14 protein-coding genes are annotated in these 17206 nt (G+C 68.6%); 6 read left to right on the forward strand and 8 right to left on the reverse strand.

What is annotated here, in order from left to right; genetic code table 11:
- Nucleotides 1-114: 114 nt before the first annotated feature.
- Entirely contained in the window at nucleotides 115-1035 is a 921-nt protein-coding gene (locus OV287_RS42740; protein WP_267539796.1) for an ArsA family ATPase, read from the forward strand.
- Nucleotides 1032-2204 carry an ArsA family ATPase gene (locus OV287_RS42745; protein ID WP_267539797.1) on the forward strand — a complete coding sequence of 391 codons (1173 nt, stop codon included), beginning with the start codon at nucleotides 1032-1034 and terminating at the stop codon, nucleotides 2202-2204. The genes OV287_RS42740 and OV287_RS42745 overlap by 4 nt, the downstream gene beginning before the upstream one ends.
- Nucleotides 2205-2291: 87 nt before the next feature.
- On the opposite strand, the gene OV287_RS42750 is transcribed toward OV287_RS42745, so the two are convergent.
- Complete coding sequence (locus tag OV287_RS42750) at nucleotides 2292-2786, reverse strand: endonuclease V (RefSeq protein WP_267539798.1); 495 nt, start codon at nucleotides 2784-2786, stop codon at nucleotides 2292-2294.
- 192 nt (nucleotides 2787-2978) lie between these two features.
- Between OV287_RS42750 and OV287_RS42755 the strand changes: the two genes are divergently transcribed.
- On the forward strand, nucleotides 2979-4106 hold the full coding sequence (locus OV287_RS42755; protein WP_267539799.1) for a tetratricopeptide repeat protein: 1128 nt from the start codon (nucleotides 2979-2981) through the stop codon (nucleotides 4104-4106).
- 217 nt (nucleotides 4107-4323) lie between these two features.
- Here the strand turns inward: OV287_RS42755 and OV287_RS42760 are convergent, their stop codons facing one another.
- From OV287_RS42760 to OV287_RS42770, 3 genes are all read right to left on the reverse strand, one after another.
- Nucleotides 4324-6750 carry a sensor histidine kinase gene (locus tag OV287_RS42760; protein WP_267539800.1) on the reverse strand — a complete coding sequence of 809 codons (2427 nt, stop codon included), beginning with the start codon at nucleotides 6748-6750 and terminating at the stop codon, nucleotides 4324-4326.
- 104 nt (nucleotides 6751-6854) lie between these two features.
- Nucleotides 6855-7712, reverse strand: a complete 858-nt coding sequence (locus tag OV287_RS42765; protein WP_267539801.1) for a hypothetical protein — start codon at nucleotides 7710-7712, stop codon at nucleotides 6855-6857.
- Nucleotides 7713-7745: 33 nt separating this feature from the next.
- Entirely contained in the window at nucleotides 7746-9419 is a 1674-nt protein-coding gene (locus tag OV287_RS42770) for a serine/threonine-protein kinase (RefSeq protein WP_267539802.1), read from the reverse strand.
- Nucleotides 9420-9745: 326 nt separating this feature from the next.
- Between OV287_RS42770 and OV287_RS42775 the strand changes: the two genes are divergently transcribed.
- The gene (locus OV287_RS42775) at nucleotides 9746-10993 is read left to right on the forward strand and encodes a M48 family metalloprotease (protein WP_267542540.1); all 1248 of its coding nucleotides are present in this window, start codon (nucleotides 9746-9748) and stop codon (nucleotides 10991-10993) included.
- Nucleotides 10994-11061: 68 nt separating this feature from the next.
- Here OV287_RS42775 and OV287_RS42780 read toward each other — a convergent pair whose 3' ends face one another.
- Entirely contained in the window at nucleotides 11062-11580 is a 519-nt protein-coding gene (locus OV287_RS42780; protein WP_267539803.1) for a tetratricopeptide repeat protein, read from the reverse strand.
- A gap of 6 nt (nucleotides 11581-11586) precedes the next feature.
- Nucleotides 11587-12702, reverse strand: a complete 1116-nt coding sequence (locus tag OV287_RS42785; RefSeq protein ID WP_267539804.1) for a hypothetical protein — start codon at nucleotides 12700-12702, stop codon at nucleotides 11587-11589.
- A gap of 207 nt (nucleotides 12703-12909) precedes the next feature.
- On the opposite strand from OV287_RS42785, the gene ruvX reads away from it, so the two are divergent.
- Nucleotides 12910-13371 (forward strand): Holliday junction resolvase RuvX, encoded by a 462-nt coding sequence (gene ruvX, locus OV287_RS42790; RefSeq protein ID WP_267539805.1) that lies wholly within the window; start codon nucleotides 12910-12912, stop codon nucleotides 13369-13371.
- Nucleotides 13372-14445, forward strand: coding sequence for an endolytic transglycosylase MltG (mltG, locus tag OV287_RS42795; RefSeq protein WP_267539806.1), 1074 nt, complete (start codon nucleotides 13372-13374; stop codon nucleotides 14443-14445).
- A gap of 205 nt (nucleotides 14446-14650) precedes the next feature.
- Here mltG and OV287_RS42800 read toward each other — a convergent pair whose 3' ends face one another.
- Nucleotides 14651-16618, reverse strand: coding sequence for an ATP-binding protein (locus tag OV287_RS42800; protein ID WP_476693146.1), 1968 nt, complete (start codon nucleotides 16616-16618; stop codon nucleotides 14651-14653).
- 177 nt (nucleotides 16619-16795) lie between these two features.
- Nucleotides 16796-17086 (reverse strand): hypothetical protein, encoded by a 291-nt coding sequence (locus OV287_RS42805; RefSeq protein ID WP_267539808.1) that lies wholly within the window; start codon nucleotides 17084-17086, stop codon nucleotides 16796-16798.
- Nucleotides 17087-17206: the final 120 nt, after the last annotated feature.

Raw genomic sequence — 17206 nt, forward strand, 5'->3', positions numbered from 1 at the left:
TGGAGAAAACGCGCGAACTCTGGAAGGACGCGACGCGACGTGTCAAGCGATGGAAGACAGATGACAGAGCGCGTTGACAGGGGGGAGGGGCGTCCTTACGGTTCGCCGCTCCCGATGGCCGGCCTGCTCGACAAGAGGTTGTGGATCGTCTCTGGCAAGGGTGGCGTGGGCAAGAGCACCATCGCCGCAGCGCTGGCGTTGCGCTCGGCGCGCGCCGGTAGACGCACCCTGGTGTGTGAGATCAATACCCAGGAGCGCATCAGCCGCCTGCTCGGGCACAAGCCCGTGGGCCCCGAAGTGACGAAGTTGGAGGACAACCTCTGGGCGGTGGACGTGCGCCCCCAGGAGGCCATGCGCGAGTACGCGATCATGGTCCTGCGCTTCGAGACCCTCTACAAGACGGTCTTCGAGAACAAGGTGGTGCGCTACTTCCTGCGCTTCATCCCCTCGCTGCAGGAGCTGGTGCTGCTGGGGAAGATTCTCTACCACGCGCAGGAGAAGCGGCCGGATGGAAGGCCGCTGTGGGACACCATCGTGATGGACGCGCCAGCCACGGGCCACGCCATCACCTTCCTGCGGGTGCCGCAGGTGTTGCTGCAGACGCTGCCGCCCGGGCCGATGACTCGCGAGGCCATGAAGATGCGCGACATCCTCGAGGACCGGGCGGTGACGGCGGCGGTGCTGGTGTCCCTGCCGGAGGAGCTGCCGGTGAACGAGACGCTGGAGCTGCATGCGGCGCTGAAGGATCAGGTGAAGGTGCGCACGCACGCGGCGGTGCTCAACGCGGCCTTCCTCGAGCGCTTCAACAAGGACGACCTGGAGGCCCTGGTGGACCAGCCGGAGCTGCTGGCGGTGGCACAGGCCCACCACGACCGGGCAGCGCAGACGGTGCTGGCGGAGATGAAGCTGGAGCGCAACCTGCACGTGCCGGTGTACCAGGTGCCGCGCATCTTCACGCCGGACTTCGGCCGGCAGGCCATCGAGCAGGTGATGGGGTATCTGGAGCCCCTGGTGACGGGGAAGGACGGGGCATGAACGCGCTCTCCGAGGCCCTGAAGAAGAAGCGCGTCCTGGTGTGCGTCGGCTCGGGCGGCGTGGGGAAGACGACCATCTCGGCGACGCTGGCGTTGCGCTCGGCGGTGGATGGGCGCAGCAGCCTGGTGTGCACCATCGACCCGGCCAAGCGGCTGGCCAACTCGCTGGGGCTCCATGCCCTGGGCAACGTGGAGGCCGAGGTCCCCGCTTCCGCGCTGGAGCCCCTGGGACTCAAGCCCCGGGCCCGCCTCCACGCGATGATGCTGGACATGAAGCAGACGTGGGACGACCTCATCCTCAAGTACGCCCCACCGGACAAGCGCGAGAAGATCCTCTCCAACCGCTTCTACCAGTCCCTCTCCAGCGCGCTCGCGGGCAGCCAGGAATACATCGCGATGGAGAAGCTGTGGGAGCTGCGCAACAAGCGCGACTACGAGCTCATCGTGCTCGACACGCCGCCCACGGCGCACGCGCTGGACTTCCTCGAGGCCCCCAACCGGGTGCTGGACTTCCTCGACAACGAGGCGGCGAAGTGGCTGCTCACCCCGGCGCTGGCGGCGGGAAAGATTGGCCTGTCGCTCTTCAGCCTGGGCAGCAGCTACGCGGCGAAGACGATCTCCAAGTTCACCGGCACGGAGACGCTGCAGGAGCTGGCCGGCTTCATGATGGCCATCGCCCCGATGAACGAGAGCTTCCGGGAGCGGGCGCGTGGGGTGCGCGAGCTACTGGAGGCGGAGCAGACGGGCTTCGTGCTGGTGACGAGCCCCGGACGCGAGCGGCTGGACGAGGTGATGCACTTCCACCGGCTGCTGAAGCAGAACGAGATGGACGTGGTGGCGGTGGTGGTCAACCGGGTGCACCCGATGCCGGGGCCGCAGCTGTGGGAGGAGATGAAGGGACTGATTCCCGCCCGGCGCGCGAAGATGGAGGAGACGCTGCGGGAGCTGACCATCCTGGCCGAGCAGGACGCCCGGGGCATCGCCGAGCTACAGGCAGCGGTGGGTGGAACCCCGCTCATCCAGGTGCCGCGCTTCGAGATGGACGTGCACGAGATAGGAGCGCTGTGGAGAACGGGGCGCTACCTCATCGGTGACGAAGTGATTCCCAAGCCCACTTCCCCTCTCCCCTCGGGAGAGGGACGGGGTGAGGGTACCAGTTCCCCAGGTTGAACCCCGGGAGCACCCTCCGGGCCCGGCCTCGAGCAACTGGTCCGACCATCGGACCAGTTCGTGATGAGCGCGCCCGGAAGCCCCGCCTCACGAATCCCGGCACAACCGGTCCACCCGGTTGAGCAGCGTGGGGATGCGCGAGGCCCCGTGCATGTGCCGCACATGCTCCGCGGCCTCGCGAGCATCCACCCCCACCGCCGTCACGAACAGAGGACGCTGGCTCTGCCCGCGCAGCACCGGAACCGCGAGCTGGCTGGAGTGGAACGCCGTCTTGGCCACGCCGATGACGGGCACGCGCCGCCCGAGCGCCTCATACAGGTGCGCACCAAGCCCGGGCCGCTCTTCGTCCAGCCACACGTACCCGTCGATGACCACTGTCTCCAGTGGCTCCTGAAGGGTGGCGAGCACCTTCAACAGATGAGGCAGCTCGCGGCGGTAGAACTGGCCGGGCTCATAGGGCTCGGCGGGAGGGCCGCGCTCCACCACGTGCGAGGCCTCGGCGGCATCGGCCCAGTCCCGGAAGAGCACACAGGCGGCCACTGTGAGCTCAGGCCGGTAGTCCACATCCATGCACGCCAACATCGTCTCTCCTCCAAGTGTCCACGGCACCGCCCGCCTGACCGCCCGGCGTCGAGCCATACGGGCGGGAAGCCCGGGTGGAGGTTAAGCTGCGGGCCGCTTGGGAACTCCGGGACAGCTCTCGCTGTCATGGAGGCTGGAAACGCGGACGGCCCCCCAGCGGGCCCCTGACGAGCTTTGCAGCGGAGGACATACATGTTGGCCACCTGGCGCAAGTGGGTGTTGGTGGGAGTTCTGGGCCTGGTGGGGTGTCGGACGACGGGCACGGCGGTGCGCGAGACGCCGGAGACGCCCCGGCAGCAAGTGCAGTTCGACCCCGTGACTGTGACGGCGGACCTGGAGCTGGCCTCGCTCAACGACGAGGAGCTGTTCGCGGGAGGCACGTCGGCCTTCGCGGCCAACGACTTCGCCAAGGCGGCGCGCTACTTCGGGCGGCTGGCGGACTTCCATCCGCAGAGCAAGCACCGCGAGGAGGCGCTCTACAACGCGGGCCTGGCGTACGAGCGGCTGGAGCATTGGGACGAGGCCTACCTGCGCTTCTCCGAGCTGGCGGACGCGGAGAAGGGCACGGGGGACGCGCTGGACGCGGCCTTCCGCCTGGCCGAGACGCAGTACCACCTGGAGCGGTTCGCCGAGGCCGCGAAGGTGCTGGCGACCATCGCCAGGCGCGAGGACCTGCCGGTGAGCAAGCGCCTGGAGGCGCAGGTGCAGCAGGGCGTGTGCGAGCTGGAGACCGGGCAGAGTGAGAAGGCGGAGAAGACGCTGCGCCAGGCGCTCTCCACGTACGAGGCCCTGCAGGACAAGGATGAGGTCGAGGACTACTTCCCGGCGCAGGCGCACTTCTTCATCGGGGAGATCTACCGGCAGCACTACGACGCGGTGAAGCTGGACCCGGCCAAGGGCAGCGACGCGCTGGCCAACGACCTGAACTACAAGGCCGAGCTGCTGCTGTCGGCGCAGGGCAACTACCTGCGCGCCATCCGGGTGGGCAACGGCCACTGGGCGACGGCGGCCGGGTCGCAGATCGGCGCGCTCTACGAGAACCTCTATGAGCACCTGGTGAACTCGCCGGCCCCGGTGGAGCTGGACGCGGAGGAGGCGGTCATCTACCGCGAGGAGCTGCGCAAGAAGGTGCGGGTGCTGCTCACCAAGTCCATCAACATCTACGAGCGCACGCTGGAGGCGGCCGAGCGCATCGGCTCGCAGAATGCGTTCGTGGTCAAGACGCGCCAGAGCCTGGAGAAGATGAAGGCGCTGCTGCTGGCGGACACGGAGTCGGCACCGGAGCAGAGCGAGCCCGAGCAGTCCAAGCCGCACTCCTGAGCGGGCCTCCCGCTCGTGGAGTGTCCACGAAGTCTTTGGACATAGTCCGCAGGCGCCGTGGATGTCCCCTCTCCCTCTGGGAGAGGGCTAGGGTGAGGGTCTTCCCTCTGTATGACGTCGCTGCAGCGAGAGCCACGCAGGGGACTACCCTCACCCCCCGCCCTCTCCCAGAGGGAGAGGGAGCATGCGCAGTCCACGAACTTCGTGGACACTCCCACTAGGAAGCGTGCCGCGGCAGCCGCACCGTGAACGTCGTGCCTGCGGCCTCCTCGGAGCGCACCTCGATGGTGCCTCTGTGCGCGTGGACGATGTTGGCCACGATGAATAGCCCCAAGCCGATGCTGCGGCTGGCCGCGTCTCCTCCCAGCCTGCCCCGCGTCATCGGCTCGAACAGGCGCGGGAGGAGCTCGGGAGGAATGGGCCTGCCCGCGTTGTGCACGGAGAGCATGACGGTACCGTCCTCCCCCAGCGTCTCCATGCGAACAGGTGTTCCCGAGGGACTGTAGGCCAGTGCGTTGTTCACCAGATTGGTGATCACCTGGGCCAGCCGGTCCCCATCCCATTCGCCCGCGCCCTCCCCTCTCCCCACCACCTCCACCTCCCGATCCGGATGGGCGAGCCGCACCTCCTCCACCACTTGCCGGCAGTGGGAGTGGAAGTCGAGCGGCCTGCGCTCGAGGGGAATGCCTCCTCCGAGCCGGGCCCGGGTGAAGTCGAGCAGGTCGCGGATCATCCGGGTCGCCCGCTCCGTCGCTGCCGAGATGCGTGCGAGCCCCTTCGCCTGGCGCTCGCCCAGGTCCTCCTGCCGCAGCAGCGCCGCCACGGACAGGGTGATGGCGTTGAGGGGGTTGCGCAGGTCGTGGGAGACGATGCCGATGAGCTGCTCGGCGAACTCCGCGCGCTTCTGCGCCTCCTGCTGCTGATGCTTCCGCTCGGAGATGTCCTGGGCGGTGCCGATGAAGCGCACGGCCCGTCCTCCCTCGAAATAGGCGCGGCCAATGGAGCGGACCCAGCGCGCCCCCTGGCCCATCCGCCCCAGCGGGCGGAACTCGATGTCGTACTCCCCGCCACTGGCCGGTTGCAGTGCCCACTCAACGGCCGTGCGCGCTCGCTCGCGGTCCTCCGGGTGGAGCGCCGCCATGAAGCCGTCGTACGTCACCTCCGACTCCAGGGGCAGCTCGAAGAGCGCCTTGCACCGATCGTCCCAGCGCAGAATGCCCGTCACCGGATTGAAGTCCCACGTCCCCAGCTCCGTCGCGCGCACCGCCATCCGCAGCCGGTCCTCGCTCGCCCGGAGCGCCTCACTCGCGGCCTTGCGCGCGGTGATGTCCTGCATCGCCCCCACCATCCGCACCGGCCTGCCACTCGCGTCCTGCTCGACGAGGCCGTGGTCGGTGACGTGGGCATAGCCGCCGTCCCGGAGAAGGAAGCGGTACTCGTCCCTCCACCGCAGCTCGCCACGGGCGAGGGCCTCGTGAAAGCCGTGCACGACACGCTCGCGGTCCTCCGGGTGGATCTTGTCGCTCCAACTGGAGAAGGGCCCTCCGAGCTGCTCCCGGGTATATCCGAAGAGCTTCTCCACCACGCCGCTCCAGGTGATGGTGCCCGTCTGGATATTCCACTCCCAGATGGCATCGCTGATGGCCTCGGTGGCCAGCCGATGGAGTGTCTCGGACTTGCGCAGCCGCTCATTGGTCTGCCGGAGTTGCTGGAGCAGGAGGGCCTTCTGGATGATGCCGGAGAGGTAATCCACCAGCGTCTCGAGATAGCGCTTCGCCTGGGGCTCGAAGGGACGGAGCTCCGCGATGCCCAGGTAGAACACCCCGAGCAGCTTGCCGTGCGGCCACAACCGCAGGCCCAGCAATGAGTGCAGGCCACTCTGGCGCACCCCCTCGGCCACCGCGGGGCCGGCACTCGCCGCGTCCGGCAGCTCCAGCGGCTCCTCGGAGGCGGCCAGGCTGGCCACGAAGGAGGGAGCGTCCACCGGCACGAGCTCGGTCTCGGTCTCGGTCAGTGCGCGCCACCTGCCCGTGTACGTGGCGGGAATGAGTGTCCGTCCACCCGAGCCCAGGAGCAGGAGCGCGGCCCCATCCGCCCGCATGGCCTCCTGCACCACCTCCACCAGGGCACCCAGCCGCTCCTCGAGCGGGATGGAGTGCTCGTCCTCTCCCATCACCTCGGACGCCAGCGCGTTGAGGCGGAGCAGGAAGCGCTTCTCGCGCTGCCGATCCTCCTGCGAGTAGCCGCTGAAGGTGACAACCACCTGGTCCATGGCCCCCTTGAGTTCCTCGAACAGGAGCCGCGTGTCCTCCTGCGAGGGCTGCTGCTCCAGGGGAAGATCCTCCCAGAGGCCGGAGATGAGACGGCCCATGAGGACGTACTCGCTCGTCACCTCTTCCTGGTTGAAGCCCAACCGCACGCGCTGGCCGATGTGCGTCTCCTCCAGACGCCTCGCCGTCTTCGTGGTGTCGCCCCGATGGCCCTGCCGGGAGATGGCCGCCAGGGTCGAGAGGTATTCGGGGAAGGTGTCGGTCCGCTCATACGGGGAGAGACCCCGGGCGGCATCCAACCTGCCCACCTCCTCCGTATAGCGCTCGATGAGCCGCTCCCGGTTCTTCTCGATGAACTCCGCGACCGTCGTCATGCCGTGGACCTTCCTCGCCCCCGAAGGTGCTGAAGACCCACGTCTCACGCCAGTACGGCGAGGGAGAGGCGTTGTCCTTTCAACGCGTCCCCGGCCGCTCGGGACTACTGGGCGGGGGCGGGCTCCGGCGAAGGCAGCAGGAAGCTGGTGCCGAGCAGGACCCCCGCCGCCCCGGCGAGCACGCCCGAGATCAGCAGGTTGCGGTTGGCGTCATCCTTCAGCTCGAGCGCATGCGGGTAGGTCCACCTGGAGACTCCAGATGTCGCCCCCTCCTGCTGCAGCTCCGAGGACAGCATCAACCCCCGCACCAGGAAGTAGACGGCGGCGCCTCCAGCCACCGCGGCGCCACCTCGGGTGAGGTACACGGGCACCCGCGAGGGCTGAGAGGACACAACGAGGGCGGGAGGCTGCTCCTGCGCGGGCTTGGGCGTGAGGGCCACGGGCGGAGGCTCCTTGGGCGCATCCGCGGGCAGGGGCTCCTCGAAACCGGGCCGCCCCGAGAGGGTTTTCTTGATCTCCTGGCTGGCATCCCGGAAGGCGGTGTCCAGGTCCGCCAGCCGCGCGGGGGAGACGGTATAGCTGCGCCGCAGGAGGACCTGCCCCCGACCGGTTTCGACCAGGATGACGCGCATGGGCAGGTCACCGAAGACCTTGCTGGAGTCGAGGGCCACCACCGCCCCCACCCCGAGCGCGCGTCCCCGCTCCGCGATGCACTCGGGCTTGACCTGGCAGAGCTCCGGGCGCCGATCGGGGCCGAGCCTGGAGGTGGCCTCGTCGGGGCTCATCGCCACCTCGACGCGTGCGTCCTGGAGCGCCTTGGACAACCGTTCCGTCAGCGTGACGACCTCGATGGGCGTGAGACCCTCGCTGCGCGAGCTCATCACCACCACTCCACGCGCCGGGGCCGCCTCCTGAGGGACGGCTGTCTGCGCGGCGACCAGTGCCAGCACTAACGAAAGCATGACCGCATGGTCGCACACGCTGCGCTCGCACTGTCAAGGCGCGGAGCTCTTCGCCCCCAGGTACCACCGCTCCCACTTGGCGAGGTCTTTCAAGAACTGCTTTCGGTCCTCGGAGGTCTTCACCTCCCCCACACTGGCCCGCGCCTTGTCCAGCGATTCGCGCGCACGCTGCTCCTCATCAGCCGGCAGCCTGGCCAACCGCAACTTCCTCTCCATTCGCTCGATGCTCACGAGGAGCGGATTGCGCTCGGAGCGTCCCTTGGCTGGGACGCTCCCCTGGGCGGTGTTCCGACGGGGGCCCTCGACAGAGCCTGAAGCAGGCTCCGGTGGAGGCGGCGTCTCGGGGGAAGCGGTGGGAGAGGGCTCGGCGGGCCTGACAGGCTCAGCGGCCTCGGTGGGCTTGGCTGCAGTCGGCTCCGGCCCGGTCGCGGAGGCCACGGCCGCGGTGGGAGTCGCGGATTCGGGAACGGCTGCGGGCTCACTCGGTGGGAGGGTGGGAGGTGGCTCCGCCGGAACCGAGGGGCGAACCGCGACAACGGGAGGGGCCACTGGCTTCGGCTCCGCACGCGGGAAGAGGATCACCCCCACGCCCAGGGTGAGCAGGAGCCCTCCGCCCACCGCCGCCACCAGGGGAGCGCGGGACCGGCGTGGCGCCAGGAGGACCTTCTCCTCCTCCACGGTCTCCGCCGAGGGGCTGTTCTCCTCCGGGACGGGAAGGGGCCGGGGCTCGGGGGGACGCCGCGGGACAGGGTGGCTCTTCGAGACGCGCACGACCTTCGTCGGGCCGTCCTCCTGCTCCAGGAAGCGAATGAGCCGTTGGAGCTCGGAGCGCACCTTCGCCATGGCGGGCCGCTCCTCCGGCGCCTTCGCCAGCAGCTTCAGCGTGAGCTCCGCGAGCTCAGGGAACAGCTCCGGCCGCAGCGTGAGCGGAGAGGGCGGAGGCTGCGTGACGTGCTGGATGAGCAGCTCCATCGACGACCGGGCGGTGAAGGGAAGCTGCCCGGTCAGCATCTGGAAGAGCATCACCCCGAAGGCGTAGAGGTCCGTCTTGGGGCTGACCGGCTGCGCGCAGGCCTGCTCGGGCGCCATGTACTCCGGCGTCCCCATGACGAGCCCCTGCTGCGTCTGCGGCGTGTTGCCGTAGCTGCTGGAGGTCTGCTTGGCCAGACCGAAGTCGAGCACCTTGACGTAGGTGCCGCCACCGGGCTGGCGCACCAGGAAGAGGTTGTTGGGCTTGAGGTCGCGGTGGATGACACCCGCCTTGTGCGCGGCGGCCAGCGCGTCCAGCAGCTCGTTGGAGATGCGCAGCACCTCCCGGAGCGGCAGCAGGCCATGCTCGGCGAGGTGGGCGTCGAGCGCGCTGCCCTCCAGGTACTCCATGACGAAGTACTGCCGACCATCCGGCGTCCGGCCGAAGCTGAAGATGTCGATGATGCCGCGGTGGCGGATGGCATTGACGGCGCGGGCCTCGGCGAGCAGCCGCTCCACGTGATGGGACTTCTCCCCCACCTCGGAGCGGAGCACCTTGACCGCCACCTGCTTGCCGATCAGCGGCTGCTCGCCCCGGTAGACGATGCCCATGCCGCCTTCGCCGACCCGCTCCCGGATGACGTACTCGCCCAGCTGCGCCCCAATGAGCGGGTCGCGCAATACGGTCCGCTCGAGCGGCTCGAGGGCGTCGTCACTGCCGCTTGATGATCGTCCCAAAGAGCCCTCCAGCCCAGACCGTGTCCTCAGTGACCCAGAGAGCATTCAACTCGAGGGTCTTCCCTACCGCTTGCTGGGTCCACTTAATCCCATCAAAGAGGTGCCCGGCACCGCGCTCGCGAGTTCAGTGTCAGTCCCACAACCCCTCAATGGCGGTTGGCACAAGCTACCACAGCGCCCCTGTGACACGTCCGGCCGTTGGCCGGCGCCAAGGCACACTCGGAGTGATGGCGAGCGGACGGCCCGACGGTCTCCCATCATGGCGCCGGAAAGCACGGACCCCCTGGGAGCGAACCTGGGTGAGGGTCTACGCTCCCTCCCTGTCCATGGAGCCCATCTTCACTCCCGAGCAGCTCGCCGAGATTCAGGCCTACCACCTGCCGCTCTACATCAAGAGCGCGGTGAGCCCCCTCGTCTACCTGGGCGTCCTGGCGCTCATCCTGGGCGTCCTGGTGCGTCCTTTCTACCGGTGGTCCGAGTCCTGCGCGGACGGGTTGTCTCAGCGGCTCGCCTTCCTCCGGACGGCGCCGGTCAGCCGGGTCCTCATCCAGTCGCTGGATCGACTCTGGGGCGAGCCGGGCTGGGGCGCGGCAATCCTCTTCGCGCTGCTCGTGGAGCTCTTCATCGAGCTCATCTACGTCCCGGCGACCATCTACTTCGGCTACGTGCTGGAGCATCGCCACGGCATGTCCGCGTACACCCCGCTGCGCTTCCTGCTGGACGAGCTCAAGGGCATTGCCCTGGAGGGGTTCGCCGTCTCCGCACTGGCGTTGGGCCTGTACGGGCTGGCCCGGCGAATGAACCGCTGGTGGCTGGTGCTGGGCCTTCCCACGGCGCTGCTGATGCTGGGGGCCTCGGCGCTGGACCCATACCGCAGCCAGGTCTTCTTCGAGCAGGCGCCCCTGGAGCAAGGCCCCCTGCGCGAGCGCATCACCGCGCTCATGGCCCGCGCGGAGGTCCCCTTCCAGGACGTGCGGGTGGAGAAGACGTCCGTGGCCAGCAAGCGCCTCCAGGCGTACTTCGCGGGCCAGGGCCCCACGCGCACCATCGTGCTCAACGACGTCATCCTCCAGGAGCTCGAACCGGACGAGGTCCTGGCCGCCGTCGCCCACGAGGCCGGTCACGTCCACGAGCCGAAGTGGCCAGGGCGCATCGCCGCCTCGCTGGCCCTGGTGGCGCTCCTCTTCGTCATCGACCGACTGCTGCGGCTCTCCGCCACTCGGGGCTGGTTCGGCACCACGCGCTTCGCGGACATCCGTACCTTCCCGCTGCTGTGGCTGCTCTCCTTCTTCGTCTTCTTCCTGAGCGCGCCCATCTCCTCGGCCTTCTCGCGCGAGCGCGAGCGCGAGGCGGACCGCTACGCCCTCCAGCTCACCCAGGATCCCGCCGCCTTCCGACGCATGCTGGTGAAGGCTGCCCGGGTCAACAAGATGGACCCCGACCCACCCCGCTGGGTCGTTCTCAAGGGCCACAGCCATCCGCCCATTGGCGAGCGGCTGGCCGCCGTTCCTCCCGCTCCTGAAAAAAGAGCGCCAGCGGAAGGGCTCCCCGTCCTCACGGAGCCCTCCCACTGACGCCCTCCCCCCGGGCCACCCGTGCCTGAGCCCCTCCGTGGCCCGGCGGTCCCTCGCGGTTCCGCGGACTACGCCTTCGCCCGCGGGTCCACCTGCAGCTTCTCCGCGGCCGCCAGCGCGATGGCCCGCACCAGCGCCTTCGCCCTCCGCCCCGCGGACGTCTCCCCCTTCGGATCCGCCTCCACCGCGTTGGCCAGGTCCGTGAAGCCCTGCCGATTGCCCTGCCGCAGGTACAGCTCGCCCCGGTTGACCAGCGCCACCGGGTTGGACGGATCCCTCTCCAGCGCCGCGCAGTACTCGGTCACGGCGTCCTCCAGCCTCCCCAGCTTCTGGTACACCGTGCCCAGCGCCGCGCGGCTCGCCGAGTCCTTCGGGTTCCCCTCCACCAGCCCCTCGAAGAGAATGCGCGCCTCCTCGTAGCGCCCCGCCGCCGCCAGGTCACACCCCACCTGTGCGATCGCCTTCGCCTCCTCGAAGGTCATCCCCTCCACCTCCGACCACGTCAGGTCCCCGCGCACAAAGGCCTTCAGCTTCTCCGCCGTCGCAGTATCCATGGCTCCTCCCTCGTACTTGATGACGCGTCCCATCGCCGCTCACGCGCTCCGCATGTTGGAGAGGGCCGTCTTCGCCATCTCGTTGAACTTCATGGACAGCGTGCTCATCATCTCGAACATCATCTTCCGCTTCTCCACGAGCTTCTGGAGCCGCATGTTGATGCGGTCGATGTCGCGCTGAGAGTCGGAGAGCGCCTTCTCGTCCCCCTTGCCGTTCTTGATGCTGGCCTGCTTGTCCTGCGCCGCCGCCAGGTCATCCATCGTCTGGAGGATCTCCCCGTCCATCTTCTCCGTGAGCGCCATGAGGATGGCCTCGATCTTCTCCTCCAGGCTCATGCTGGGGTCGTTGATGATGCCCCGCATGCTCGAGCTGCCCGTGCCACTCGTGGAGCCGGGAGGCGAGCTCCCCGTCGAGCTGCCCGGCGGCGGCGTGGAGGGCGCCGACGTCCCCGGGCGCTCGGGCCGCCCGTACTGGGCGAAGTCCGCCTTCACCTTGTTGAGCTCGTTCTGAACGTTGCTCAGGGTGATGCGGTCGTCGTTGCGCGCGTCCCTCACCATCTGCCCCAGGGAGCTATTGAGGGGGCCCATCGAGGTGTCGAGCCGCTCGAAGTAGCCCGGGTTGTCCACGAGGAAGCGGGCCGCCTTGCGCAGCTCGGGCGACACGCGCGAGTCGTCGGAGATGCGCTTCAGGTCCGCCCGCGACAGCGAGCCGTCCAGCTTCCCGTCCGTCGCGTCCAGGTAACGGAAGTTCTGCTGCACCGTCTGGAGCGACTCGTAGTAGCCATTCATCTTCGGGTCCAGATGGCTGTCCCGGGTGTCGCCGCAGGCCTTCTCCGAGCCACCCGTCCCCACCGCCGACGACCCGTGCTCCGCGGGGCTTGCGTAGCCCTCACAAGCCCGCGCGTTGTCGTTGGACGGCTTGTACTCGGTGGCAGCCGGCGGGTTCTTCGTCAGCTCCTGCGCGAGCCCCATCGCGCCATCGGCCGCCAGCATCACGTTGCCCGTCATCGCCCCCACGGCCACCTTCGCCGCGTTGGTGATCGCCGGCGGCAGCCCCAGCGCGTTGCCCGCCGCATCGAAGAGCGCGCCTCCCGACAGCAGGCTCGTCACGCCCCCCAGTGCACTGCCCAGTCCCTTCAACAAGTCACCACTCATGGTGCCTCCCTCGCGGTGCGGAGGCTCCATGCCTCCGGGTGCCGCGCACCGTGTTCCGCGCCTACGGATTGCAGCGGCGATGCCGAGCCCGGCACCCGGCCTGGCTCCAACGAATTCAGTGGTTTAGCCCGCTCACCGGCCGAGCACGGTCCTGCTTCGCGGACGGGGCGGTCCACGGCCGGGGATTGCGGTTAGATTCCGCCGCGCATGCGCACCCTGGGCCTCGACTTTGGTACCAAGACAATCGGCGTGGCGGCCTCAGACGCCCTGGGCCTCACCGCCCAGACGGTCACCACCATCCGCCGCACCAGCCTCAAGGCAGACCTGGCTGCCCTCAAGGATCTGGTGCACGAGTACGAAGTCGAGCGCTTCGTCGTCGGGCTCCCCCTCAACATGGATGGCAGCGAGGGCCCCCGCGCTGAGGCCACTCACAAGTTCGTGGCTACCCTCACCCAGGCCCTTGGCCTGCCTGTAGAGCTGTGGGACGAGCGCCTATCCACCGTGGCCGCCCAGCGCACCCTGCTCGAGGCGGACCTGTCGCGCGCCAAGCGCCGTGAGGTCATCGATCAGATGGCCGCCCAGTTCATCCTCCAGGGCTGGCTCGACGCCAGGCACCCACCGTCCCTGGGAGCGCATGACGATGCCGACGATTACGACCCGGAGATGTAAGTGAAGAAGGTCCTCCTCGCCCTGTTCGTCCTCGTGGTGCTCGCGGTGGCCGCCGCGGGCGGTTGGTACCTGCGCCGCGAGCGACTGGTCACCGAGTTCGCCGCCGCCCCCGTCACCCTCCCCAGCGACGGCGTCACCCTGATCGTGCCCAACGGCACCGGCCCGAAGACGCTCGCGAAGCAGCTCGCGGACGCGGGCATCGTCACCGACCCGGAGCTGCTCTACCTCTATATCCGCCGCGAGCAAGCCGGCCCCCGGCTCAAGGCCGGCGAGTACCTCTTCGAGGGCACCCTCACCCCCGCCCAGGTGGTGGAGCAGCTCGCCTCCGGCAAGGTGAAGCTCTACCGCTTCACCGTCCCCGAGGGCCTGCGCGTGGAGGAGATCCTCCCCATCCTCTCGCGCTCGGAGCTGAAGCTGGACCTGGAGACGCTGGAGCGGCTCGCCTCGGATCGCACCTTCCTGCGCAAGGCCGGAGTCCCCGCGGGCTCGCTCGAGGGCTTCCTCTACCCGGACACGTACAGCTTCACCCGCAACGCCACCGCGGAGCGGGTGCTGACGAAGATGGTGGAGCGCTCGCTGGAGGAGTACCGGAAGGCGGACGGGCTGCGGAAGAACGGGGTGAAGCTCTCGCTGCTGGAGACGTTCACCCTGGCCTCCATCGTGGAGAAGGAGACGGGCCAGCCCCAGGAGCGGCCCCGCATCTCTTGCGTCTTCCACAACCGGCTGCGCCAGGGCATCAAGCTACAGACGGACCCCACGGTCATCTACGCCATGAAGCTGCTGCGCGGGGTGTACTCGAAGAACATCACCCGGAAGGACCTGGAGACGCAGCACCCGTACAACACGTACACCACGCCGGGGCTACCGCCAGGACCCATCGCCAGCCCGGGCGCCGCCGCGCTCCAGGCCGCCCTCAACCCGCTGGACTGCGACGACCTCTTCTTCGTGTCGCGCAACGACGGCACCCATATCTTCTGCCCCACCCTGGACTGCCACGAGGCGGCGGTGCGGAAGTGGCAGGTGGAGTTCTTCCGCAACAAGCGCCGCCAGCAGCGGATGAGCGGCGCCCAGTAGAAGCAGCCGCCGAGACGGACATAGTCGTGTTGCGCATGCTCCCTCTCCCTCTGGGAGAGGGCGGGGGGTGAGGGTAGTCCCCTGCGTGTCTCTCGCTGCAGCGACGTCATACAGAGGGAAGACCCTCACCCTAGCCCTCTCCCAGAGGGAGAGGGGACATCCACGGCGCCTGCGGACTATGTCCAAAGACTTCGTGGACACTCCACTAATGCACGGTCCCGACGGACTCCGCCCCTCGCCCGCTGTAGCGCGGCAGCCGCACCGTAAAGGTAGTGCCCATCGCCTCCGTGGAGCGCACCTCGACGGTGCCGCCGTGGGCCCGAGCAATCTCCCGAACGATGAACAGACCCAGCCCCAGGCCCGAGGTCGGATGGGCGTCGCCCTCCACGGCCCGCCGGAACGGCTCGAAGATGCCCGCCAGCAGCGGCCTCGGAATGGGCGGACCCGCGTTGTGGACCTCCATGCGCACGCAGTCGCCCTCATCGTGAAGCGAGAAGTCCACGCGGGTATCCGCCGGGCTGTAGTCGAGCGCGTTCTTGCCCAGGTTGCCCAGGAGCTGGGCGAGCCGGTCCGGGTCCCACTCCCCCATGAAGTCGCCCTCCGCGTGCAGCCGCAGCTCCCTGCCAGGGAAGCCGATCTCCAGTTCCTCCAGCACATGGCGGTACAGGTGACGAAGATTGGCGCGCTGGGGATGGATGGGAATGCCGCCCCCCAGCCGCCCGCGCGTGAAGTCGAGCAGCTCCCCAATCATCCGCACCATGCGCTCCCCACTGGTGACAATGCGGCGCACCATCTTCGTGTGACTGGCCGGGATGCCCTCGGTGCGCAGCAGCGCGTTGGCTGACAGCAGGATGGCGTTGAGCGGGTTGCGCAGGTCATGCGAGACGACCCCCAGGAAGCGCTCGCGGAACTCCGCCGTCTGGCGCAGCCGCTCCTCCTGCTGCTTGCGCTCGGTGATGTCCATCATCAGACCGCCCACCCCGAGCACCTGCCCATCCCGCGCACGCACCGGGAAGTAGTCCCCCACCCAGCAGTGCGGGACTCCCGGGTCCGTGGCGGGAACGAGGTTGAACTCCTTGCCGCGCAGCGCCTCGCCCGTCTCCAGCACCCGCCGCAGGAGCGGTTCGATCATCGGCGCGGCGTCCGGAATCATCTCGGCCACCGTCCGCCCCAGGTGGGCCTCCACCGGATGGCCGTTGGCGGTGGCCAGCGCCTCGTTGATGCGCACGTAGCGCAGCTCCGTATCGAGCAGCGCCAGGCCCGCCGGAGCCGTGGCCAGCAGCGTGTCCAACAACGCGAGCGTCTCGGCCTGCTGCCGCTCCACCGCCCTCTCCCGCGCGGTGAGCTGGGCCTGGACGATGAGGCCCGTGGCTCGACTCACCATCGCCCGGAAGAGCAGCTTGTCCTCGTTGGAGAACTCGTAGGTCGTGCGGCTGCCCATATGGGCCACGCCGATGACTTCCCCCGAGTACAGCAGCGGCACCCCATACAGGGCACGAGTGCCCCGGGCCCGGACGGCCTCGCTCTTCACCAGCGGATCCTTCGCCGCGCAGTGCACCTCCTTCGGGCACCGCTCGGCGGCGATCGTCCCGGCGAAGCCCTCGCCCACTTGCAGGCAAAAACCGGAGGCCACTTCCTCCTCCAGCCCCACCGAGGCGCGCACATGGAGCATGTCCCCCTCGCGCAGCAGCAGCGTGACGGAGTCCACCGCCTCGGTCGTCTCCAGAATGACGCGCAGCAGGGTCGGCAGGAAGGTGTCCGCGTCCTCCGTCCCGAGCGCTGCCTCGGAGATGCGGTCGAGCGCCACCAGCGTGCGCTCACGCGCCCGGGCATAGCGCGAGACAGCCGCGGCCACGGCCTCATCGAACGTCCGGTTGAAACGCACCACCTCCCGCATCGCCGTCGCCATCAACCCCGCGCCGGCTGACTCCACGTGCTCGGCATAGAGCTGGAGGATGCAGCCCCGAAGCAGGGCGTACTCCCCGGCCACCTCGTCCAGGTCGAAGCCCGAGTCCAGCCGCTCCAGAGCATGCACTTCCGGCAGCTCCTCGAGGGACTCGTCCCCTCCGGTCCGCACGGTCTCCACGACGTTGGCGATCCGGTCCAAGAGATCCGGCAGGTGATCGAGCAACCGGGGTCTCGACAGCTCCCGCGCATACGGAAGTTGGCGCACCGCCCCCTCCCACTCTTGCAGCAGCCGAGAGCGGTTCTCCCGAATAAAGGTGCCGAGCTCCCATCGACCCTGTTCCACCCTGCGCGCGTCGTGTTTGACCATGCCGGGAACAGCAACCGCCATCAGGCCGCGGATCTGACAGTCGCCCCCAAGGCCCACGCGCCCCTGCTCGGGCTCCTACGTGCCCTGCACCGGACGCCAGGCAATCTCCCTCAGCGTGAGCCGCTTGCGCAGAGTGTCTACCTCATAGAGCGCGATGTGGTTCTCCACCAACAGGGAGCGAGTCTCCACGGGCCGAACGTACTTCTGCGGCAAGGGAGCGGGCGTCTCCGGCCTCATTCGGGCCGCGACTGCATCCAGTTCCTCGCGAATGCGCTGGTACGTCGCCAGTGGCAAGTGAGCCATCTGCCTCCAGGCGTTCGGGCTGACTTCCACGGTGTACTTGTAGAGACTCTCGGGTCTACGCATTCCGGGCCTGCATAAAGCAGGAACCAGGCCAGCTCCCCTGTCTGTCCTCTTCAGCACTTATCCCTGGGGTTGAGAGTCGGACTGAAGTCCTTACAAGCAAGGACCAGTAAATTCTTCAGT

The sequence above is a fragment of the Archangium lansingense genome (assembly GCF_026626635.1).
GTDB lineage: Bacteria > Myxococcota > Myxococcia > Myxococcales > Myxococcaceae > Archangium > Archangium lansingense.